Origin of the sequence: Paenibacillus dokdonensis, from assembly GCF_004916975.1 — a bacterium.
Classification (GTDB): domain Bacteria; phylum Bacillota; class Bacilli; order Paenibacillales; family Paenibacillaceae; genus Paenibacillus_AQ; species Paenibacillus_AQ dokdonensis.
Genome location: NZ_STGQ01000001.1, coordinates 444,540 through 466,842 on the forward strand (window position 1 = coordinate 444,540; position 22,303 = coordinate 466,842).

Below are 22,303 nucleotides of genomic sequence, written 5' to 3' on the forward strand. Positions count from 1 at the left end.
CTTCGTCATTTCTTCTAATCACATCATACCTGCGGGTGGGGGAGCCCGCTGTGTCATTCCTCATGTAGAAAAAATTTTAAATTATCCTTTTCGGTATTTGAGGATGCATCCGAGGATCGTGAGCATAATGAGAAGCGATACGGAGTTCGTAATCAGAAAGGCAAACCCTACGCCTCCGAGTGCCATATGAACGGCATACACCTCCATGAGTGCAATACCGGCCACAAGAAACAGGAATGTTTTATTATTGAGATCCTTAACGGATTTGGTCCGCAGAATTTGAATGATTTGTGGAATCCAGGCAACGGCCAGGATTAGCCCGCCAATAAGCTGCATGATTGCATATATCATCTAAAAGCTCTCCCGTCTGATCTTTTTGGGGTTAATATATGCAGCAGATGCCCAGAAACGTGAATGTTCTGCTTGATGTCTGTTAGAATAAGAAGTAATGGCAAAATATGACCTTCTAAGAAAAGAAGCCGAATTTGGAAAGGATGACATGATGCTGACGATTACGGAATTTCAGGTAGAACATATCAAGGACCCATTCCGCATTTTGGAGGGCAAGCGTTATGAGTATAAGCTGGATATTGAAGTACCGGAGGATGATGAGCTTTATTCGGAGAACGGACTGTTTGTACGGGCTTTATACAGTGATCAGGAGGATGGAGGCAAACTCGTTAAATACGACTTGTATGAGAAGTCAACAGAGGTTTACCTCGATTTTGACCTGGAGGACGATGAGGTACAGGTGATCGAGGCATTCTGTCGTGATCATCTGGGAGATGCTGAGGAATGAAGCATGTTGCTACGACCGTGCCCTATGGGTATGAACCGCCAAAAGAGCAGTACAAAGGTACGCTGATCTACTATGACATCTTTGAGGATACAAGCGATCAAGAATTGGATAAGGCGGAGAACATAGCGGAGGAACGTAATTTCTCGCGATTTGTGCTGTACCCGCTGCATGAAGAAACGGTAAGACGTATGCTTAAGCATCCGGTCAGAGCTTATTACAAGAGGGAGCAGCAGCTTGAAAGCTGGAAGAAGGATCGCGGTTCTCAAGCGGTTATTGAGAGTTTTGAAGCGAAACGGAAAAAATACACCCCGATGGATTCAGCTCTGCGGCATCTGACTGAGAAATATCCTGCACCGCATTTTCTTTACCTCACACCTGAGATGGCTAATTTATTTGCTTCCTATTCTTCATTTGCCGAATGGATCGTAAAGCTGCGCATCATTTTGGCGGACAAGCCGGACGATCTGCACCCGCTGCTGGAGAAATACCGGAGCCGGTGGGATGTGGCAGGGGAACCGAAAGAAGAAGGATAGACGTCTCGATCTGCAAAAGAAAGCCGGCAGGGAACTGCCGGCTTTTTGCATGCCATAATGCATGTTTCCAAAAAATGTACATGCAGTTGCTCATTCCTGTAAAGCCCGTTAAACTTAAGGGTAGTCGTTTTCATAAGATTTTAAGAAGCGATCGTATTCTCTTGAAAATTTCAAAACCATTTTCCAATAGATTTCGTTAGGAGTTCTTAAGTTTATGAGTGTAGAGATGATGACACTGGAACGGGCACAGCAGCTGCTGCAAACCTATTATGGCTATCCGGATTTCCGGGAAGGCCAGAAAAGAATCGTCCTCAGTTTGCTCGATGGAAGCGACACACTGGGTATTATGCCGACGGGCGGAGGCAAGTCGATCTGTTACCAGATTCCTGCGTTGATGCTGCCGGGACTGACGCTGGTCGTTTCGCCCCTTATCTCGCTGATGAAGGATCAGGTGGATGCGCTGACCGCGATGGGCATCCCGGCTGCGTATATCAACAGCACACTGAGCGGCAAAGAGGTTAACGAACGGATTCGCGCGGCTAAACGCGGGGATCTGAAGCTGCTTTATGTCGCGCCTGAACGGCTTGAAGTGGACTGGTTCCGGGACGAGATGAACATGTTGTCCATTTCCTGCGTAGCGGTCGATGAGGCTCACTGCGTATCCCAGTGGGGGCATGATTTCCGGACAAGCTACCTGTCGGTGGCCCCATTCGTCCAGAGTCTGCCCGTGCGCCCGATCGTAGCGGCCTTTACGGCTACGGCGACACAGGAAGTTACGGGGGATATGGTTCGCCTTCTGCGTCTGGAGCAGCCGGAAGTGTTTGTTACGGGTCTGGGCCGTGATAATCTGGCCATGTCGGTGCTGCGGGGAGAGAACAAGCGCGAGTTTGTGCTGAAGTACGCCGCAGTGCATGCACATGAGCCGGGGATTATATACGCCGCGACCCGCAAGGACGTAGATGATTTATATGAACGCCTGAGAAGCTCTGGTATTGCGGCAGGAAGATACCATGCCGGTATGACCGATGATGAGCGGGCTGCAAGCCAGGAAGCCTTTTTGTATGATGATATTCGGGTTATGGTGGCGACGAATGCCTTTGGCATGGGAATCGACAAATCCAATGTGCGGTATGTCATTCACTTCAATATGCCGAAAAACATGGAGGCTTATATTCAGGAAGCCGGACGTGCGGGACGTGACGGTGAACCCAGCCAATGCATCCTGCTGTTCAGCGCCCAGGACATTATGACACAGAAGTTCTTGATTGAGCAGAACCCGCAGGAGTCGGAACGTAAAACGAATGATTACCGCAAGCTCCAGCAGATGGTGGATTACTGCTATACGACGAGATGTTTGCGCAATGCCATGCTGGATTATTTTGGTGAGGAGCATCAGGATGAACCGTGCAAGATCTGCAGTTCGTGCACGGATGAGCGTGAACTGGTGGATATGACCATTGACGCGCAAAAGGTCTTCTCATGCATTCACCGCATGCGTGAGCGCTTTGGCGTATCCATGGTGGCTTCAGTGCTTAAAGGCTCCCGCAATAAGAAGGTGCTCCAGTATGGATTCGATGATCTGTCGACCTACGGGGCGATGTCCAACCGGACGGAAAAGGAAATATCTGAAATCATCAATGTCATGGCTTCAGAAGGCTACCTGGTACTCTCCGAGGGGCAGTACCCGGTGCTGAGGCTGCAGCCGCTGGCGGCAGAGGTATTGAAGGGGCAGCGCCGCGTGATGCAGCGTATGCCTGCCAAGGGAGTTACGGAGGCAGCGGGTGGCCGCTCCGGTGGCTCGCGCAGACATGACCATTCGCCATCAGCTGTCAATGAGACGGTATTCGAGCAGCTTCGTCTGATCCGGCGTGAGCTGGCGGGCAAGGAGCATGTACCTTCTTATATTATTTTTAATGATGCAACGCTGCGGGAGATGAGCGTGGTATGTCCGCAGACCGAAGTAGAAATGCTGAATGTTAAAGGTGTCGGTGAAGTGAAATTCCGCAAGTATGGCCAGCCCTTCCTTGATTTTTTCCGGGAACAGGGCGAGGTTCAAGACGACAGCGATTATGAATAACAGAAGGAATGTGAATCCATGAAAGTCATTTTAACTACACTGAATGCCAAATTCATTCATACTTCATTGGCGATCCGCCTTTTGAAGGCTTACAGTGAGCATGAGTTTGATATTGAGCTGACTGAATATACGATTAAGGATCCGGTGATGAATATTGTTTCGGATTTGTTCCAGCGGGAACCCGACGTGATCGGCTTCTCATGTTACATCTGGAATATTGAAGAGACGCTAAGAGTCATCGACATTGTCCGGAAGGTCATGCCGGAGGTGAAGATTATCCTCGGCGGACCGGAGGTTTCCTATGACACAGGAATCTGGATGGATCGCGCGCGTGGCGTGGATTTCATCGTCATGGGAGAAGGCGAAGAGACGCTGCATCATCTGCTGCAGGTGATCGAGGGAGACCGGAAATATCATTTTGTGTACGGTATCGCTTATCGGAAAGGCGATGAAGTCATCATCAATCCTCCCCGTCCGAAAAGTGATTTGAATGTGCTTCCGACACCGCATCGTTTTCAGGAGGATATTTCGAATCTCGGCAAGCGTATCGTTTATTTTGAAACGAGCCGCGGTTGTCCGTTCCAATGCCAGTTCTGCCTGTCGAGTATCGAAAATGGCGTGCGCTATTATGATATTGAGCGGGTCAAGGCTGACATCACGTATCTGATCGATAACGGGGCGAAGATTATCAAGTTTTTGGACAGGACCTTTAATATCAACCATACCTACGCCATGGAAATGTTTAAATTCCTGATTGAAAATAATCGCGGCTGCGTATTCCAATTTGAAATAACAGCGGATATTATGCGGCCCGAGGTGCTTCAGTATCTGGCAGACAACGCGCCGGAAGGCATTTTCCGGTTTGAAATCGGCGTTCAGTCTACGAATGATCCGACGAATGTACTGGTGAAGCGCCGGCAGAACTTCGAGAAGCTGTCACGGACCGTCAATATTATCAAGAACAGCGGAAGAATCGCACAACATTTGGATCTTATCGCCGGTCTGCCTGAAGAGGATTATGATACGTTCCGTAAAACCTTTAATGATGTGTTTGCGCTCAGACCGGAGGAACTGCAGCTTGGATTTTTGAAGATGCTGCGGGGAACCGGGCTCAGAATGAATGCTGAAAAGTACGATTATACGTATATGGACCAAGCCCCGTATGAAATTTTGGGCAGCCATAAGCTTTCTTTCGGAGATATTGTCCGTTTGAAGCGGCTGGAGGATGTGCTGGAGAAATACTGGAACGCCCATCGCCTGGATCACACATTAAATTATTTAATGAAACATGAGTTTGAATCGCCATTCGATTTCTTCCAGGAGTTCGGGGATTACTGGGAAGGGCAGGACTGGCAGAAAATCGGCCACCAGCTTGAGGATTTGTTCACCCGTTTGTCTGCGTTCCTGACGTACCGGGGAGTGAAACGGATGGATGTGGTGCTCGGACTGATGAAGCTGGATTATTTCCTCAACCATAAATATAAACCGCGTAAAATCTGGTGGGATACACCGATTACAAAAGACGAGTGGAGCTTGTTTATGCGTACGGTTGTGGAGCAGCCGGAGGCGGTATCCGGTAACTTCGCTGAACTCCATTTGAGCGAACGCGAGCTGCAGAAGCATGCGGTGCTTGAGGTGCTTCCTTTCTCTCTGAATGATGTGCTGACAGGGGGAACAGGAGAGCCGCTGGAAGAAGGGGACCGTGAGAAGCAGCTGCTGATGGTGCTTTACCAGCAGGATGAAAGCGAACAACCGATCTATTACACCATGAGGCTGTCATCTGCAGGCTCTGCTGCCCAGTAAAAATAACTGATCATTCAATGCATGCAAAAAATGCTCTTGGCCGTGAAGGGAAATCTTCACAGGACCAAGAGCATTTTCTTTTTTTCGTCTAAATGGATGATGATTTCATTCACACATTAGCCGGGATATGTCGCTCAAGCCAATCCAGTACGTCGGCTGTAACCTCGTCCCGGTTAATCTCATTTAACATTTCATGACGCCCTTCCGGATACAGGAGGCATTCCACATCGGAGACGCCAAGCTTGCGGTACACAGATTCCAGTCGGCGGACGCCCTTACCGTTCATACCGATAGGATCCCGCTCACCGCTAAAGAGATAGACGGGCTTATTCCTCGGAATGCCCTCGTATCTGGTAGGCTGCTGTATTTCCTGAAGCAGACCGAAAAAATCCCTGAAAAAGGCCGTTGTGCAGATTGCCCCGCAGAATGGATCCTCAATGTAACGGTCGACTTCATCCGGATCCCGTGACAGCCAGTCAAACCGCGTACGAGACGGGGAGAAGGAGCGGTTGAATCCGCCGAAGACCATGGCATTCATCATCAGGCTGCGGTGGGTATCTCCCTGAAACGAGCGCTGGATCGAAGACAAGACTTTGCCGGCCTGCAGCATGCCGCGAGGTCCGTTGGTTCCGGATAGTATAAAGCCGTCGAAGCCTTCAGACTTCGTCATCATGATCTTTTGGACCAGGAATGAACCCATGCTGTGTCCCATCAGAAAGAGAGGAATCCCGGGATGATTGACTCTCACCATCCTGCCCAGCTGCGCGAGATCCTCAACCATCAGCTGGAAGCCGTTTTCTCCAATATCTCCAAGCCGCTCGATCGAGCCGGCAGTTAGCCCATGACCGCGCTGATCCGGTGCATATACGGCAATGCCTGCCTGAGTCAGAGCAGAAGCAAAGCGAACGTAACGCTCCGCTGTCTCACACATGCCATGTGCGATCTGCAATATTGCCTTGATGGAGACTCCCGGATCGGGAAGCCACTTATACACATGTAATTCTGTTCCATGCGGGTCAGTCATCGTAAAGGTTTGCTCGAGCAATACCATCACTCCCTCATCATCCAATCGGAACCCATATTTTAATCTATGCTTCTTTCAGGAAGGGACGATCTCATTCCGGTAAATAAGAACGAAGTACTGTAGCCTGTCCTTCCAATGTGTAGGAACCCAGATTCGCCGGAAGGAGGAAGCATTGGCCCGCTTTATATTCCATAGAGCCGTTGTTCCAGCTCAGTGTACCAGCGCCTTCGCAAATAACAAGAATGGTGAAACTTTCCGGCGTGGTCTCAAGATTCCAGGATCCGCCCACAATTCCCTTTTCAACAATAAAATAAGGAGACTGGGCAAGCTGAAGCCATTCCCCGGCGTTGAGCCCGTCTGTCTTCATGGTGGTGGCGCCGGAGCCTTCAAATGCGGTTACATTTAAGGAATCCTCAATATGAAGCTCACGTGGCTTGCCGTCGAGTCCAGGACGGTCGTAGTCGTAAATTCGGTATGTAGTATCCGAGTTTTGCTGGATTTCCGCTACGACTACGCCTGCACAGAGAGCATGGACCGTTCCGGCCGGAATATAGAAGGTATCTCCGGCTGCAACAGATACCTCTTGCAGCGTATCCATTACGGTTCCATTTTCCAAAGCCTCTTTCATACTTTCGCGTGTGACGCCATCCTTCAAACCATAGATGATTTTGGCTCCTGGTTTGGCATCCAGCACATACCACATTTCGGTTTTACCGAGCTCGCCCTTTGGAAGGCCTTCGTAATCATCGGTTGGATGTACTTGTACTGAAAGATTGTCATTGCAATCCAGCAGCTTGATCAGCAGCGGAAAACGTCCGTTTTTTTCGGAAAAGCCCTTGCTGCCGAACCATTCCTTGCCCAGCTGCTCACGAATCTGGTCGAGTCCTTGCCCAGCCAGCTCACCGTTCACGACAGAAGTCGTTCCGTTTGGATGATCGGCAATCATCCAGCCTTCACCGATATGTCCTTCGGGAGGGGTGAGTCCAAATTGCTCAAGGGCGCGGCCGCCCCAAACGCGTTCTTTGAATTCAGGTTGGAATTGTAATGGATAAGGTTGTGTCATAGATGCATCTTCCTTTCATAGTCAAATAATCTGATTAATGAATTAAACCGCATATCTATATATGTTAAGGTGCACATGATGAATGTGTCACTGCGGTCTACCGCTTTTTCTCAATGGCAATAACGTAAGGTGAATCGCTGCGTTGGAGCTGTCTGTATATCACGGATTGATAGTGATCTTGCGGCAGACGGGAAGCCCATGCTGTAACAGCATCAGCTTCTGTTTCGCCGCCGGCATGGCCGGGGTAGAGCACCGACGTAATGATACCCTTCGGTCGAAGCAGTAATAACGCTGCGTCCAAAGCGCGGAGGGTGCTTTCGGTCTCCGTAATAATTTTCTTATCGGCTTCCTGCGAAGGCAGATACCCAAGATTAAACATGATGGCGCCGATGCTGCCTTGGGATTCGGGAGGAAGGGATTCCTTCATCCGAGCATGACTGGCAAGGAACAGGGAAACGGAAGCCAAGCTGTCAGCCGGCTCCCGGGAGATACGTTCCTTAGCAAGCTCAAGTGCCTGCTCCTGGATATCAAAGCCGTAGATATGGCCTTTAGAGCCAGCTAATTTGGCGAGAAATACCGTATCGGCCCCTGTGCCCACCGTGGCATCTATGGCAGAGTCACCTGGCTGTAAGCGGCCTTCAATCTGCTTGTGCGCGAAGCTGAGCACGGATAGAAAGCCCATTATGCGTTCCTCCAGTATTTACCCTGCCATGAGTCGCGTGATTTCAGCTCGGCATCAATGCCATTGAGCACTTCCCATTTCTTCATACTCCATATCGGACCGATGAGCAGCTTACGCGGAGCATCGCCTGTGAGACGGTGGACGATCATTTCCGGAGGGAGCATTTCCAGTGTATCGACAATCAGCTTGATGTATTCATCTTGTTCCAAGAAGCGCAGGAGGCCGGCTTCATACTGCCGTACCATCGGCGTACCCTTCATAAGATGCAGCAGATGAATTTTTATTCCCTGGACATCCATCTTTGACACGGCACGACCGGTTTCGAGCATCATTTCATGAGTTTCCTGAGGCAGACCGTAAATGATGTGTGCGCATACCCGGATATTGTGCTTGCGGAGCTTTTCAACGGCATCGATGAAGCACTGTGTGTCATGTGCGCGGTTGATTAGCTCGGATGTCGAGTCATGAACTGTCTGCAGCCCCATTTCTACCCATAGGTATGTCCGCTCGTTCAACTCGGCCAGGTATTCGATGACATCATCCGGCAGGCAATCAGGACGGGTAGCGATGGATAAACCAACGACACCCGGCTGCTCTAAAATAACCTCGTAATATTCCCTTAATTCTTCAACTGGAGCATACGTATTGGTGTATGCCTGGAAATATCCGATGTATTTGGCATGTGGCCATTTCAGATGCTGCTTGTCGCGTATATCATTGAACTGGGTAACAAGATCATCACGGCGTTTGCCGGCAAAATCACCCGATCCTCTGGCACTGCAGAAGGTGCATCCGCCTCTGGCGATTGTGCCATCGCGGTTGGGGCAGGTAAAGCCTGCATCGAGCATGACCTTAAAGACCTTTTCGTCAAACACCCCGCGCATTTCGGTATTCCAGGTATGAAATCTTTTATCTCCCCACAGAAGCGGAGCGTCAGTTATTGGTTTCATTCGAGGTACTCCTTTTTTGCATGTCAGCCAGGCTGCAACCTGGCAGGCTTTTAGATGATATATCCGCAATGAAAATAACATCAAAAAGCGGTACGGAACTTCTGTGCAAGTACGCCCGAAAGACGTTTTCTCTTACACTTGCTCTATTGTAGCAAAAAAAAACTATAAAAGGTATGAGAGCGCCAAAGAATCAAGTCATCATAGGCGAAAAACGGGCATATGATTTATTGAAATAACTTACACGGAATGTTATATTTATTTTAGCGTCAGCAGCTCTCATCTTGGGTAAATACATTATAGAATTCATAAAAGCATGACGTCTCGGCTACCATATGATCCGTGAGGTGATAATGATGAATTCTTTAACATCAGAAGCTTTAGGTAAGGGTAAAATTGCCGTGGAATTGACTCCCGACGAAGCGCTTGCGCTGACAGGCGTCAAATTTAACGGTAATCCAGAGGTGACGGCGGAGGCACGCCGCAAAATTCGAAAAGCCTTCGAAAAGACATTTGATTTTCAGTGTCAAGATAGGTTAGACTAGCAACAATGAATTCGTTGGACCCCAATTCCAAATAGATATGGAAAAGGAATTCTGCGCCTTTCTGCTTACAGAGAGGCCGGGATTCTTTTTCTTTTTTTCGGGGGTACGGCCCGCTTATTTGTAATTTATTCGCAGGAGCTCTTTACATTTGGCCGCATCTTCGGCACAATATTGCAGTAGCTGTCCGCAGCAGAATTCCTTTCATTGCTCGGATATCAGTCAGTTTAGTATGAAAGCGGAGGTATATCATGCGTTTACGCGGCAGAAAAGGAATCCGGGAGAATCTGGAGCAGCAGGAAGGCTTCGTTATTCTTGATCCCCGGTCGTATAAAGGAAAATGGCATACATTATTTGGTAATTATCATCCCATTTACGTAGAGCTTGGCATGGGAAAAGGACAGTTCATCAGCCAAATGAGCTTCCGAAATCCCGACATTAATTTTATAGGTATCGATATGTACGATGAGCTGATTCGCCGGTCTAGTGAAAAGGCGCGCCTGGCCTGGTCCGAGCGTAATGTCGAGGATCCTCCGAATTTGCGTTTGGCTTTGGCAAATGTGGAGTTTCTGGAGGAAGTTTTTGCAGAAGGGGAACTCGAACGGATTTTCCTGAACTTCAGTGATCCTTGGCCAAAAGCTAAGCATGCACGCCGCCGTTTGACTCATCCGCGGTTTTTGGAGAAATATCGGAGTTTATTGAATGCAAACGGTGAAATTCATCTGAAGACGGACTCGCAGACTTTATTTGAATTTTCATTGAATGCTTTTGCCGACTATGGTCTGCAAATGACGAATATTTCGCTTAATCTTCACCGGGAAGGCCCTAATGAAGCACATGTCATGACCGAATACGAAACGAAATTTTTCGGACAAGGCGTTCATATCCACCGCTGTGAGGCGATTGTGGGGGATGAGGCGCTTGAGCGTTATCAGGAGCACCGTCTCGACAAATACCGCATGCAGGACAACCCGCGGGCGGGGGAGCAGCAGCCAGACCAAGAATAATGTCTGTATTTAAGAGAAGCTATTTATCCGTCTATAAAAAAGAAGGTGCCTTCCTATGAAGGCACCTTCTTTGATTCCAGCATATCGATGATGCTTTGAGCGCTTTCCATGGGGCGGTAAAGAGCGATGCTCTTCAGCTGTTCCTCCCTGCGCTGACGTAAGGCGTCCAGCTCGTTCGTGAGCATTTTCATCCATTTAACGATGACTTCCAGGGAAGAAATAAGCTCACCCAAACCCTGGGCGGTGAAATACTGACAATTTTCTTCCTCTTGGCCCGGCAGGGGATGATGAAAGAGCATTGGGATTCCCTTCGCTAGTCCCTCGGTGCAAGTCATTCCGCCTGGCTTGGTTACGAGAAGATCGGATACCTCCATCAGCTTGTCCACTTCGAGCGTGAAGCCGATCAGACGGATGTTGGGATGATTATAACGCGGGTCCTGTTCAAGCTTCTTTAATACCTTTTCATTATTACCAAGACAGAAAAGAATCTGAACATCATCCCTCCAGCGGGTCAGAAAGTCATTGATCACCTCATCGCTCATGATACCCCAGCCGCCGCCCATCACCATCACAGTCGGCATATCCTTTAATTGGAATTTTTTACGGATATCTTCTTTTTCCGGATGCTCCCAAAAGCTGGGATGTACCGGGATGCCGGTCACTTTAATCCTAGCTGCTGGCACCCCTTGGTTGATCATCTTATTGCGCACCTCTTGGGTGGAGACAAGATACCGGTCGACCTCGGGACTGATCCAGGTTCCATGGGCGTCATAGTCAGTAATGACCGTGCACAGCAGAATCTTTTCACCGAGACGCTTCAGACGTGATATGACGGCACTCGGGATCGGATGCGTGCATACGACAATATCCGGTCTGAGCTGGTTGACGACATTTTTCGTATGGGTATAAAAAAGGCGGTGCAGCGCCAGAGTGGTTAACCGATTCAGCGATTTGTTATATTGATGGCGGTACATCATCCCGACCAGCCTTGGCTGGGAAAGCACGGTTTTTTTATATGCTGTAATGATTAAAGGTGCGACTTTTGGGTTCAAGAAACTTCCAAGTTCAAGGACTTTCGTCTGAACATTCGGTGATAGTTTGCGTAGACTGCTTGAGAGTGCGTACGCAGCTCGAGTATGTCCAGCGCCAAAGCCTTCAGATAATAACAATACTCTCTTTTTTATCACTCTCAGTTCACCTGTTCCTGCATGTTTTTCCATATACCCCAGATTATCGGCTTTAGGGCCACAATGCAACTGTTACTGCGGCTACAGATGTACCGATTATAGCGCCTGCAAGCACATCTGAAGGGTAATGTAGACCTAAATAGATTCGGGACACCCCTACCAAAAGGCCCAGGGGCAGAAACAAATATACCCATTCCGGATGTCCCAGGATCAAAGGAATGGCCAGAGAAAAGGCGGCCGTGGTGTGTCCTGACGGGAAAGAATGATCCTTAAGCGGATTGCGGAAAGTACGCGTACCCGGCAGGGCTAGATGGGGGCGCAGCCTTGGATATAGCTTCTTAGCAGCCGCGACAGGAACATGGCTGACAGCCAGGGAAATGGCGGCCTGTGCACCGGACTTGCTCCAGGAAGAAGAGCCGAAGTACCAAATAAGTACACTGGAGGCAATGGTAAAGGTGGCTCCTCCCAGATTTGTAAGATAATAAAGCCAGAAATTGAGAAAACGGTTATGGAGACGTCCATTGATATATTGAAAAAGCTTCCTGTCGATCAGTATGAATCTCATGAGCAAACGTCTCATTCCATTCCCCCGTTTAATGCCTTGATCAGGCTGTATTTGAACTCGCGGCGGACCCGGATAGCTTCCACTTTTTATTAATCATATTTTCTATTCGTGTCTTTTTCAAGGCGGAAGTCCTGTATTTCGAGTGAGGGGGAGGTAATTTTGACTTCACTTTACAGAACCTTTACAATGATTCAAACAGCGGAAAACTGTTTAAGAGATCAGAAAGTAATTCTTCAAAGGCGGCGTCCTAATTCCTCAAGAACAACTATCGCGTAAGCGCGGTTAGTCTTCTGTTAGGGTACTCAGATTGATGTTTTCTTAAATAAAAGAATTGATATTCAGGATCAACTTTTTGTGGACTTATCTCGTTTATAAATATGCAATACGGTTATGATGTCAATTGATTAGTGAAATGATGATTAAAAAAGGGGGGACTAAAGAAATAAAAACTCGCTAAATAGCTGAAAATAAGAACTAACGGTCATGAATATAAGCTTGGAGTACCTCAGGCGGCCAGAATAACGCTTCTATTCCGCTTTTCAGGAAGATGAGGAGTTATTGCGCTTTTGACAAAAAGCTGAAAACCGTGGAAAATCGATATGTCGTTCGAAGACATACCGTATAATTAATTTCGAATGCAAAGGGTCTTAAGGGTCATAGAAAAAGAACCGTAAAAAGAATCCGTAATCCACAGAGAGAAAAATCGATTATGAGGGGTAAAAAAGGGGGGTTCTGAGAAACATGATAGACGCCATATTTATCGCGCTGCAAATTATTCTGGCTGCGATCGGTGTATACCAGTTTGTGTTCTCGATTTTGGGTCTGCGCAGGAAAAAGAAAAAACAGCATTACCCGGCAACAAAGTCCTTCGCGGTGCTCGTGGCCGCCCATAATGAGGAGCAGGTCGTCGGAGCGCTGATGGAGAACTTGAAGCAGCTCGACTATCCGAAGGAATTGTATGATGTTTTCGTGATTTGCGATAACTGTACGGACAATACGGCGAAGATCGTTCGGGAGCATGGCATGAATGCCTGCGTACGCACGAACAATAATCTTCGCGGTAAAGGCTATGCCATCGAATGGATGCTTAAAGAATTGTGGGCTCTGCCTCGCCAGTATGACGCTGTCGTGATGTTCGACGCCGACAACCTGGCGGATGTGAACTTCCTGAAGGAAATGAACGACGATCTGTGCTCCGGCGCACGCGTCATTCAAGGATACATTGATACCAAGAATCCGGAGGATTCATGGATCACAGCCGCTTACGGTATTTCGTATTGGTACATTAACCGTTTGTGGCAGCTTTCACGCCACAATATGAATATGGCTAACTTCCTTGGCGGTACGGGAATGTGCTTTGAAACCAACCTGCTAAAGGAAATCGGCTGGGGAGCAACAAGTCTGGTCGAAGATTTGGAGTTTACGATGCGCAGCGTCAAACGCGGTGTGTATCCGAAGTTTAATTACGATGCCAAAGTATTTGACGAGAAGCCGCTGACATTCAAAGCCTCGGCAAGACAGCGTCTGCGCTGGATGCAGGGACACTTTACGGTAGCGCGCCGTTATTTCTTCCCTCTGCTGTGGCAGAGCATCAAGGAACGCAGTATCGTTAAGCTGGATCTTGCTTTGTATGGAGCTAACGTATACATCGTACTACTGACTTTCCTGATGACAGCAGTGATGTGGCTTGACAGCACGTTCTTCCACGGTCCGCATATCGCGAACCTGTACGGCTACCTGCCGGTATGGCTCAGCTTTACAGCTATTGCCGCGAACGTATTTACATTCCTGGCAGCCATGTTCCTGGAAAAGGTTACTTACAAGAAGGTGTATCTATATCTGATACTCTTCCCGATCTACCTGATTTCCTGGTATCCGATTACGTTCTATGCGTTCTTCACGCAGAACAACAAGCAGTGGAGCCATACCGAGCATACGCGTGTGGTTCGTCTGGAGGAAGTACAGAGCAAGCAGGGATAAACTTGTGGTTTGAGGTTGACAACTGCTTTACTCATGTGTTAAAGTACTCAAGTACGTTAATAACAAAATGGATTTTCAAGCAGAAGCACCAGCTTCTCACCTGACTGACGAAAGTCTGCGGGTTATGGTCCGATGATTTATGAATGCGAAATTTCATGAAGAATTGATCATAGGGATGCTGGTAGATGACACCGGTATCCCTTTTTATTTTGCTTTGCAAAGAATAACCATTTGATCTGGAGGTGGACGGTTATCAGTAAGGAACATATGATTAATGACGAAATTCGGACAAAAGAGGTTCGTCTTGTTGGAGCGGAAGGAGAACAAATTGGTATCAAGCCAACTCGTGAAGCTCTGCAGATGGCAGTGGATTTGAATCTTGATCTGGTGAATGTGGCACCACAGGCTAAGCCTCCGGTGTGCCGCATTATGGATTACGGTAAGTTCCGTTATGAGCAGCAAAAGAAAGAGAAGGAAGCCCGTAAGAACCAGAAGATCGTTGATATCAAAGAAGTGTGGTTCCGAGCTAACATTGAGGAGCATGATTACCAAACCAAGCTTCGCAATGTCGTCAAGTTTTTGAATGAAGGCGACAAAGTGAAATGTTCTGTCCGTTTCCGCGGACGTGAAATCACTCACGCTAACATTGGCCAGAAAATTTTGGAACGCGTCAAAGCAGAGGTTGCTGAAATTTCTGCGGTTGAACGCCAACCGAAACTGGAAGGCCGCAGTATGATTATGATTCTGGCTCCTAAAGCCCAATAGTCCTGAGGAGGAAGTTCAATGCCTAAAATGAAAACACACAGCAGCCTGAAAGGCCGCTTCAAAGTAACTGGTTCCGGTAAAGTAACTCGTTACAAAGCTTACAGAAACCATTTGCTTTCCCACAAGTCCAAACGTGCTAAACGTGTATTGGCAGGTAACCCAGAAATGGCTCCGGGGGATGTAAAACGCTTGAAACAAGGCTTGGCTAACTTGAAATAGTTAACAACACATTTTTGGGAGGTTTATTATTATGGCAAGAGTAAAAGGCGGATTCGTTGTTCGTCGTAGACATAAGAAAGTATTGAAACTTGCAAAAGGTTATTTCGGTTCCAAACACCGCATTTTTAAAACAGCTAACGAACAAGTGATGAAGTCTTTGGTATATGCATACCGTGACCGTCGTACAACAAAACGTAACATGCGCAGACTTTGGATCGTTCGTATCAATGCGGCTGCCCGCATTAACGGTCTGTCTTACAACAAACTGATGCATGGTTTGAAACTGGCTGGAGTGGACATCAACCGCAAAATGCTGGCTGATCTTGCTGTGAATGATATCACTGCATTCAACTCTATCGCTACTGTTGCTAAAGAAAAAATCAACGCTTAATTACAGCGTTATTTTATAGAAAAAACCGCCTTAACCGGCGGTTTTTTTATGGAGTAAAAACGATGGTTGCACTTGTAGTAAATAATCTGACATGAATCAGAGGCAATCATCTGAAAAGATGGCATTTTATACCCGGATGATGTGGTGATTCTTTAACGCATCAACGTGTATTGTCATATAACGTGACATCTTGCTTACGCAGGTTGTCATTATTCGTCTAAATAAAGCGCTTTCTTTCGTTTTTATCCAAAAAAAGTTTTTGATTCTGATATAAATGTGCTGGATTTTGACGTTTCGAGAAGGTATAATCTGAAATGTGAAAAGTCCAACATTTGTACAAGCTCATTCCCGCAATTAATTGACCATAGATCAATTGCTGGCTAAGCTGTACGAATGATAGGAAAGAATTCATTCTGGGGGGACAAATTTCAATGAAAAAGATGTTCAAGTTGTCGCTGATCATGCTGCTCGCGTTTTCAGTCGTACTCGCTGGTTGCGGTAAAAAGAAAGAAGAGACAAATGCATCCGGCGGAGATTCTGCAGGGACTGCAAAGTCCAGTGTTAAAGTAGGTCTAGTAACTGACGTGGGCGGGGTTAATGATAAATCCTTTAACCAATCCGCTTGGGAAGCTCTTGAAGGATTGCAGAAGGAGAAAGGTATCGAAGTTCAATATCTGCAAAGTAAGTCCAAGGAAGATTATGTTACAAACCTGAACAAATACGTTAAAGGCAAATATGACCTCACTTGGGGTATCGGTTTTGACCTTGGCGAAGATATGAAAACCGTTGCAACCCAAAATCCGGATGCAAAACTGGCGATCATCGACGCTGTTGTAGATGCTCCTAACGTGCGTTCCGTAACTTTTGCTGAAAATGAAGGTGCTTTCCTGGTTGGTGTCGTTGCAGGTAAAATGACGAAAACAGGTAAAGTCGGCTTTGTCGGCGGTTCCGAAATTCCGGTTATCAAACGTTTTGAAGCAGGCTTCAAGGCTGGCGTGAAAGCTGCCAATCCAAGCGCTGAACTCAAAATCAACTACACTGGCGCATTTGATAAGCCTGACCAAGGTAAAGCAGCTGCAGCTACGATGTACAATGACGGCGTAGATATCATTTTCCACGCTTCCGGCGCAACCGGTACTGGCGTATTTAACGAAGCTATTTCCCGTAATAAAGCTGGCGGCAGCAAAGTTTGGGTTATCGGTGTTGACAAAGACCAATCCCTGGAATTTGGCGATGATGTAACTCTGACTTCAATGGTAAAAGGCGTATCCACTGCAGTTGACAAGGTTACTAAAGAAGTAATCGACGGTACGTTCAAAGGCGGATCTGAAACTCTGGGTCTGAAAGAAAACGGTGTTGGCCTGGCTGATACTTCGACTAAAAACGTTCCTGCAGATGTGTTGAAGGAAGTTGACAGCTACAAGGAAAAAATCATCAGCGGCGAAATTAAAGTTCCAGAGGAATAATATTATCCGCTCTGATCATCTGAGAATTTAATGTGTTTATTAAACGGCAAGGCTGGTTGATATAACTAGCCTTGTCTTACGTTCTTTGGCCAAAATTATGATATAAGGGTGATCTCATGGATGCAGCAACCCCTGTCGTTGAGTTGAAGCAAATAACCAAACGCTTTCCCGGCATCGTTGCCAACGACTCCATCAGCTTAAAGCTGCACAAGGGCGAGATCCATGCACTGCTCGGTGAGAATGGTGCAGGAAAATCAACCTTGATGAACATTGTTTTCGGATTGTACCAGCCGGATGAGGGCGGTATCGAAGTTAATGGCGAACCGGTCATGATCGACAGTCCTAATAAGGCGATTGAGCTCGGCATCGGAATGGTGCATCAGCATTTCAAGCTCGTACAGCCATTTACCGTAACCGAAAATATTGTACTGGGCATGGAGCCTAAAAAAATGGGAGTCCATCTTGATTATAAAACTTCGGTTGCCAAAATTAAGAAGCTTTCCGATCAGTACGGTCTCAAAGTAAATCCGAATGCCAAGATTCAGGATATTTCTGTCGGCATGCAGCAGCGTGTCGAAATTTTGAAGACGCTTTATCGCGGCGCTGACATTCTCATTTTCGATGAGCCAACAGCTGTCCTGACACCTCAAGAAATCAGTGAATTGATGGGAATTATGAAACGTCTCGTTGAGGAAGGTAAATCAATCATCCTCATCACACACAAGCTTAAGGAAATTATGCAGATTTCAGATACGGTTACGATCATTCGACGCGGTAAGGTCATCGATACTTTGAAAACAGCAGAGACCAATCCGAATGAACTTGCGGAGAAAATGGTCGGACGTAGCGTATCCTTCAAAGTGGACAAGAAACCTGCGACGCCGAAAGAGACTGTGCTTGAAGTTAGAAACTTAACTTTGAAAAACAAGGACGGAATCGCTGTGCTGAACGGTCTGAATTTGAATGTCCGGGCGGGAGAAATTCTGGGAATCGCCGGTGTCGACGGGAATGGACAAAGTGAACTGATTGAGGCTTTAACCGGTCTCAGTCATGTGGATAACGGTATTATCGAGTTGAAAGGCAAGGATATCACGAATAAAAATCCGCGCCATATCACAGAAAGTGGCGTATCCCATATTCCAGAAGACAGACATAAGCATGGACTCGTTCTTGATTTCTCCATGAGTGAAAATATGGTGCTCGAAACCTATTATCAGTCACCGTATAATAAAGGCGGCTTTTTGAATAAGAGTGCGATAGACAAACAGGCATCGCGCCTGATTGAGCATTTTGACGTCAGAACCCCTAGCATCGAGACGAAAGCCCGTTCCCTTTCCGGTGGTAACCAGCAGAAGGCGATTATAGCCCGGGAAATAGATAAGAATCCTGATCTGCTCATTGCAGCACAGCCGACTCGTGGTCTGGATGTTGGCGCCATTGAGTTCGTGCAAAAGCAGCTTGTTGCACAACGTGATCAAGGCAAAGCCGTACTCCTGATCTCTTTCGAGCTGGATGAAATCATTAACGTATCCGACCGGATTGCTGTTATCTATGAAGGACAAATCGTTGGCGAGGTTCTGCCTGAGCAAACCAATGACCAGGAGCTTGGTCTCATGATGGCGGGCAGCAAGATTGCGGGAGGTACAGCATAATGAGTAAAGTATTTAAAATCTTTTCCCTAAACAGCCTCCTGGTACCTTTGGTAGCCATTGTTCTTGGTCTCATTGTAGGTGCAATCATTATGCTGATTGGCGGCTATAACCCGTTGCTCGCATACAGTTCCTTATTTTCGACTGTTTTCGGTAATGTGTATGATTTCGGCGAAGCCGTCCGCGAAATTACGCCGCTGATTATGACTGGCCTTGCAGTTGCGTTCGCATTCCGTGCCGGACTATTTAACATCGGTGCCGAAGGCCAGTACATTATGGGCATGACTGCAGCCTCTGCAGTAGGTATTAAATTGACGGGCCTTCCCATCGTTGTGCATGCGCTGGTAGCTATTATTGCCGGCGGACTTGCTGGCGGGATTTGGGCTGGTATTACCGGTTACCTGAAGGCCAAACGGGGCGTAAACGAGGTTATTATCTCGATTATGCTGAACTGGACGGCTTTGTATTTCAGTAACTATATCGTGAGATCTTTCCTTCTCCAGAAGGGCCAGCAAAGATCTGAGGAAATTAAGGATACCGCCTCGATTTCCATCGGCTGGCTGTCTACTGCATTCGACAATGCGCGGATGCACTGGGGGACGATCATTGCTATTTTGGCTGCCGTTTTCTTCTTTATTTACATGTGGAAGAGTAAGCAGGGTTATGAACTTAGAGCGGTAGGACACAATGGGGATGCAGCCAAATATGCCGGTATGAACGTGAAGAAGAATATCGTGAAGGCGATGTTCATCAGTGGTGTCTTTGCCGGTTTGGGAGGCGCTTTTCAGGTACTGGGTGTATTCCATTATCAAGCGATCTTTACAGGCTCTCCTGGCATTGGCTTCGACGGAATCGCAGTTGCGCTGATCGGTATGAATCATCCGTTCGGTATTCTGCTGTCCGCATCGCTGTTCGGCGTGTTGACTTACGGATCCGCAGGCATGAGTTTTGGTGCTGGCGTTCCTCCGGAAATTATTCGTATCGTTATCGGTTCGATTATATTCTTCATTGCTGCGCAAGGCATTGTGCGCTGGGTTCTCAAGCCCTTGTATCTTAAGCGCAAGAAAGAGAAGGTGTTGTAAATGGATTGGATGACAACAATCGGCCAGCTGATTAATACGACGCTCGTATTTTCTACGGCGCTCATCTTTGCTGCCATCGGCGGCATCTTCTCTGAACGTTCCGGTGTAACCAATATTGGTATTGAGGGCTTGATGACCTTCGGTGCATTTGCCGCAGGTGTAGCATCATTTTATGCGGAAGACGCAGGTATGGGATCAGCATCTCCATATATTGGTATTCTAGCTGCTCTGGTCATGGGCATTATCGCTTCCCTGATTCATGCTGTCGCCTCAATTACGTTTAAGGCGGATCAGGTCATCAGTGGTGTCGTCATTAACTTTTTGGCAGCAGGAAGCACGCTCTACATGGTTAAACTGTTGTTTGACGGTGCAGGCGAAACCACGCTGCTGAAGGAAGGGCTGGAGAAATGGCCTGTCCCGTTCCTGTCGAAAATTCCGATTATCGGGGAAGGTATTTTTAACAACTACCCGACAACCTATCTGGCCATTATTTTGGTGCTGGTAGCTTTCTATGTGTTGTACAAAACTTCGTTTGGCCTTCGTCTCCGTGCTGTCGGTGAACACCCAAGCGCTGCGGACACGGTAGGTGTAAGAGTACTACGGATGCGTTATATCGGCGTTATTTTGAGCGGCGCACTTGCTGCTCTCGGTGGTGCAACCATCACTTTAACGACGACAAACACCTTCTCGCATAATACGATTTCCGGTCAAGGCTTTATCGCGATCGCCGCGATGATTTTCGGTAAATGGAATCCGCTTGGAGCCTTTGGCGCGGCTGTTTTCTTCGGCTTTTCACAGGCGATCGGGAACTACTTCCAGTTATTCGCGTGGTCCAAGGATATACCTCAAGAATTTATCTACATGCTGCCTTATGTGCTCACGGTTATTGTACTCGTGGCTGCAGTCGGGAAATCTTCCGCACCTGCCGCACTGGGGGAACCGTACGATCCGGGCAAACGATAATCATCAAACGCTATACAATCATGTCAAAGAGGCTGCATTCCATTAATTGGGATTGCGGCCTCTTTCTTGTGGGGCGGTAGCTAATCGGTTAAGACTGGGCATCAAACTTGAGGTACACCGGGCTATGGAACAAGCGCATTGGTAACTTGCGGAATAGACTGCCAGTGAACACATTTGGAGGAGGGGTCTCATGCAACAGTCTGTTACCCGTAAACAAGCGCAAAAGCTGATAGGTCAACATATAGTGGCTGTCAAAAAAGACGGTAACTTCGTTACCGGTAAACTTGTTCGCATATCTGGCAACCGCCTGATTCTACAGCGCAGCAAAGGGAAAAAAGTACAAACCAAGGCGATAATTCCTCTCGTCTTGTTCGATCTATTGGCCATCGGTACGGCTCCATTTGCCGGCGGCTTCTATGGCCCCGGATTCGGACCAGGATTCGGACCCGGATTTGGACCAGGATTTGGCCCCGGTCATGGCCTCGGCCCCGTTCCATTCGGTGCTCCGGGAATCGGCTATGGAGGCCAACCAGGTTACCCGGGAGGATTTTACTAAGAGAGAGCGGTAAGGATTAATCCGACAGGCAGTATGCGCTGTTCTCGTTAGAATATTCCCCATAAAACTGTGCCTGTTCGCTGTAAAATGCCGCCGTTTGTTTGAACGATCACAACGTTTTTTCCAGCTCATGACAATGATTTTGTGTGTGGTACCGCACTGTAACATATCCCAGCTTTTTATAAAAAGATAGACCGCTGGCATTACCGGCATCAACCATCACTTTGGACCGTTTGCACCCGCGTGACACTGCAAATTTTTCAGCATGAACCATCAGCGTATTGCCCCATCTTTTGCGCTGTGATTCGGGTGCAACGGCCAACATATCGATGTACAAAAGGTCGCCATGCAGGATGTAATGGACAAAGCCAAAAGGGTTATCCTCGTAATTTTGGCATGCTATCAAGGTAATCCCGCGGCCCAATCTCTTGGGAATATCCTTGCGAACAGCTTCAAGCTGAACCGTGTTTAAATGTGAGAGTGGGACAAGTTGGGAATCGATTAATCGCATAATGAACGCGTCGTCTTGTTTGGGTCTCCGATACCTGATCATCACGTCTGTCCTCCCTTCAAGATGGGCTTCATCAAAGATGAATACATGTCATCATATGAGGGAAGGCAGAAGTAGGTGTGTAGTCTATTGTGATGGTGATTTTCTACTTTTAAAAATAAGGGTATTGACTTTTAAGTTCGATGAATCATATAATGTGTCTAAACATTTTAACGAATATATCGTGATCGGCAATGAAGAGGACGAAGTTTAAAGGGCCCTTTTGCTCAGAGAGTGTGAGGAATTGCTGTAACCTCCACCAAAATCCCTTTTATACGAGCTCACCTCGGAGCTGTTCTCCTGAAAAGCACTAAAGCTTATTAGGGAGAATCGTCAAGTCCACGTTACGGACTTTGGGTATGGAAACGGCTGACTCTCTAGAGTGTCGATCCTTATTTTCTATACCTGGTGAGGCCTAGCATTGCGAGATGCATGGCAAATATGGGTGGTACC

23 protein-coding genes are annotated in these 22,303 nt (G+C 47.5%); 15 read left to right on the top strand and 8 right to left on the bottom strand.

Features of this window, described 5'->3' with window-relative positions:
- Window positions 1-81: 81 nt before the first annotated feature.
- Window positions 82-351 (bottom strand): PQ-loop domain-containing transporter, encoded by a 270-nt coding sequence (locus tag E6W40_RS02230; RefSeq protein ID WP_136603983.1) that lies wholly within the window; start codon window positions 349-351, stop codon window positions 82-84.
- Between the two features lie 97 nt (window positions 352-448).
- Here E6W40_RS02230 and E6W40_RS02235 point away from each other — a divergent pair, with 97 nt between their 5' ends.
- From E6W40_RS02235 to E6W40_RS02250, 4 genes are all read left to right on the top strand, one after another.
- The gene (locus E6W40_RS02235; protein WP_342774672.1) at window positions 449-799 is read left to right on the top strand and encodes a DUF6509 family protein; all 351 of its coding nucleotides are present in this window, start codon (window positions 449-451) and stop codon (window positions 797-799) included.
- Window positions 796-1,332 carry a hypothetical protein gene (locus tag E6W40_RS02240; protein ID WP_136603985.1) on the top strand — a complete coding sequence of 179 codons (537 nt, stop codon included), beginning with the start codon at window positions 796-798 and terminating at the stop codon, window positions 1,330-1,332. The genes E6W40_RS02235 and E6W40_RS02240 overlap by 4 nt, the downstream gene beginning before the upstream one ends.
- 214 nt (window positions 1,333-1,546) lie before the next feature.
- Complete coding sequence (recQ, locus tag E6W40_RS02245) at window positions 1,547-3,409, top strand: DNA helicase RecQ (RefSeq protein ID WP_136603986.1); 1,863 nt, start codon at window positions 1,547-1,549, stop codon at window positions 3,407-3,409.
- Between the two features lie 18 nt (window positions 3,410-3,427).
- Complete coding sequence (locus E6W40_RS02250) at window positions 3,428-5,212, top strand: B12-binding domain-containing radical SAM protein (RefSeq protein ID WP_136603987.1); 1,785 nt, start codon at window positions 3,428-3,430, stop codon at window positions 5,210-5,212.
- A 109-nt stretch (window positions 5,213-5,321) separates the two neighbouring features.
- Here the strand turns inward: E6W40_RS02250 and E6W40_RS02255 are convergent, their stop codons facing one another.
- The 4 genes from E6W40_RS02255 to mnmL form a co-directional block, all read right to left on the bottom strand.
- Complete coding sequence (locus E6W40_RS02255) at window positions 5,322-6,257, bottom strand: alpha/beta hydrolase (RefSeq protein WP_136606793.1); 936 nt, start codon at window positions 6,255-6,257, stop codon at window positions 5,322-5,324.
- Between the two features lie 70 nt (window positions 6,258-6,327).
- Window positions 6,328-7,299, bottom strand: a complete 972-nt coding sequence (locus tag E6W40_RS02260) for a type I phosphomannose isomerase catalytic subunit (protein WP_136603988.1) — start codon at window positions 7,297-7,299, stop codon at window positions 6,328-6,330.
- A 97-nt stretch (window positions 7,300-7,396) separates the two neighbouring features.
- Window positions 7,397-7,981: a tRNA 5-(aminomethyl)-2-thiouridylate-methyltransferase MnmM gene (gene mnmM / locus E6W40_RS02265; RefSeq protein WP_136603989.1), complete on the bottom strand. Its 585-nt coding sequence runs from the start codon at window positions 7,979-7,981 to the stop codon at window positions 7,397-7,399.
- Entirely contained in the window at window positions 7,981-8,931 is a 951-nt protein-coding gene (gene mnmL, locus E6W40_RS02270; protein WP_136603990.1) for a tRNA modification radical SAM protein MnmL/YtqA, read from the bottom strand. Before mnmL ends, mnmM begins: the two co-directional genes overlap by 1 nt.
- Before the next feature lie 353 nt (window positions 8,932-9,284).
- Here mnmL and E6W40_RS02275 point away from each other — a divergent pair, with 353 nt between their 5' ends.
- Both E6W40_RS02275 and trmB read left to right on the top strand, forming a co-directional pair.
- Window positions 9,285-9,473, top strand: a complete 189-nt coding sequence (locus E6W40_RS02275) for a hypothetical protein (RefSeq protein ID WP_136606794.1) — start codon at window positions 9,285-9,287, stop codon at window positions 9,471-9,473.
- A gap of 248 nt (window positions 9,474-9,721) precedes the next feature.
- Window positions 9,722-10,477: a tRNA (guanosine(46)-N7)-methyltransferase TrmB gene (gene trmB / locus E6W40_RS02280; protein WP_136603991.1), complete on the top strand. Its 756-nt coding sequence runs from the start codon at window positions 9,722-9,724 to the stop codon at window positions 10,475-10,477.
- Window positions 10,478-10,530: 53 nt separating this feature from the next.
- Here the strand turns inward: trmB and E6W40_RS02285 are convergent, their stop codons facing one another.
- Together E6W40_RS02285 and E6W40_RS02290 are read right to left on the bottom strand one after the other, a co-directional pair.
- The gene (locus E6W40_RS02285) at window positions 10,531-11,664 is read right to left on the bottom strand and encodes an MGDG synthase family glycosyltransferase (RefSeq protein ID WP_136603992.1); all 1,134 of its coding nucleotides are present in this window, start codon (window positions 11,662-11,664) and stop codon (window positions 10,531-10,533) included.
- Between the two features lie 52 nt (window positions 11,665-11,716).
- Complete coding sequence (locus tag E6W40_RS02290; protein WP_136603993.1) at window positions 11,717-12,244, bottom strand: phosphatase PAP2 family protein; 528 nt, start codon at window positions 12,242-12,244, stop codon at window positions 11,717-11,719.
- 726 nt (window positions 12,245-12,970) lie between these two features.
- Between E6W40_RS02290 and E6W40_RS02295 the strand changes: the two genes are divergently transcribed.
- From E6W40_RS02295 to E6W40_RS02335, 9 genes are all read left to right on the top strand, one after another.
- Window positions 12,971-14,209 carry a glycosyltransferase family 2 protein gene (locus E6W40_RS02295; RefSeq protein WP_136603994.1) on the top strand — a complete coding sequence of 413 codons (1,239 nt, stop codon included), beginning with the start codon at window positions 12,971-12,973 and terminating at the stop codon, window positions 14,207-14,209.
- 267 nt (window positions 14,210-14,476) lie between these two features.
- On the top strand, window positions 14,477-14,974 hold the full coding sequence (gene infC / locus E6W40_RS02300) for a translation initiation factor IF-3 (RefSeq protein WP_136603995.1): 498 nt from the start codon (window positions 14,477-14,479) through the stop codon (window positions 14,972-14,974).
- 18 nt (window positions 14,975-14,992) lie between these two features.
- A complete protein-coding gene (gene rpmI, locus E6W40_RS02305; protein WP_136603996.1) occupies window positions 14,993-15,193 on the top strand; it encodes a 50S ribosomal protein L35 in 201 nt (66 codons plus the stop codon).
- Between the two features lie 31 nt (window positions 15,194-15,224).
- The gene (gene rplT / locus E6W40_RS02310; protein WP_136603997.1) at window positions 15,225-15,584 is read left to right on the top strand and encodes a 50S ribosomal protein L20; all 360 of its coding nucleotides are present in this window, start codon (window positions 15,225-15,227) and stop codon (window positions 15,582-15,584) included.
- 431 nt (window positions 15,585-16,015) lie between these two features.
- Complete coding sequence (locus E6W40_RS02315; RefSeq protein WP_136603998.1) at window positions 16,016-17,050, top strand: BMP family ABC transporter substrate-binding protein; 1,035 nt, start codon at window positions 16,016-16,018, stop codon at window positions 17,048-17,050.
- A gap of 116 nt (window positions 17,051-17,166) precedes the next feature.
- A complete protein-coding gene (locus E6W40_RS02320; RefSeq protein ID WP_136603999.1) occupies window positions 17,167-18,702 on the top strand; it encodes an ABC transporter ATP-binding protein in 1,536 nt (511 codons plus the stop codon).
- Window positions 18,702-19,781, top strand: a complete 1,080-nt coding sequence (locus tag E6W40_RS02325; RefSeq protein WP_136604000.1) for an ABC transporter permease — start codon at window positions 18,702-18,704, stop codon at window positions 19,779-19,781. Before E6W40_RS02320 ends, E6W40_RS02325 begins: the two co-directional genes overlap by 1 nt.
- Window positions 19,782-20,744, top strand: a complete 963-nt coding sequence (locus tag E6W40_RS02330; RefSeq protein WP_136604001.1) for an ABC transporter permease — start codon at window positions 19,782-19,784, stop codon at window positions 20,742-20,744.
- 190 nt (window positions 20,745-20,934) lie between these two features.
- Window positions 20,935-21,300, top strand: a complete 366-nt coding sequence (locus E6W40_RS02335; protein WP_136604002.1) for a hypothetical protein — start codon at window positions 20,935-20,937, stop codon at window positions 21,298-21,300.
- A 109-nt stretch (window positions 21,301-21,409) separates the two neighbouring features.
- On the opposite strand, the gene E6W40_RS02340 is transcribed toward E6W40_RS02335, so the two are convergent.
- On the bottom strand, window positions 21,410-21,853 hold the full coding sequence (locus E6W40_RS02340; protein WP_136604003.1) for a GNAT family N-acetyltransferase: 444 nt from the start codon (window positions 21,851-21,853) through the stop codon (window positions 21,410-21,412).
- Between the last annotated feature and the right edge of the window lie 450 nt (window positions 21,854-22,303).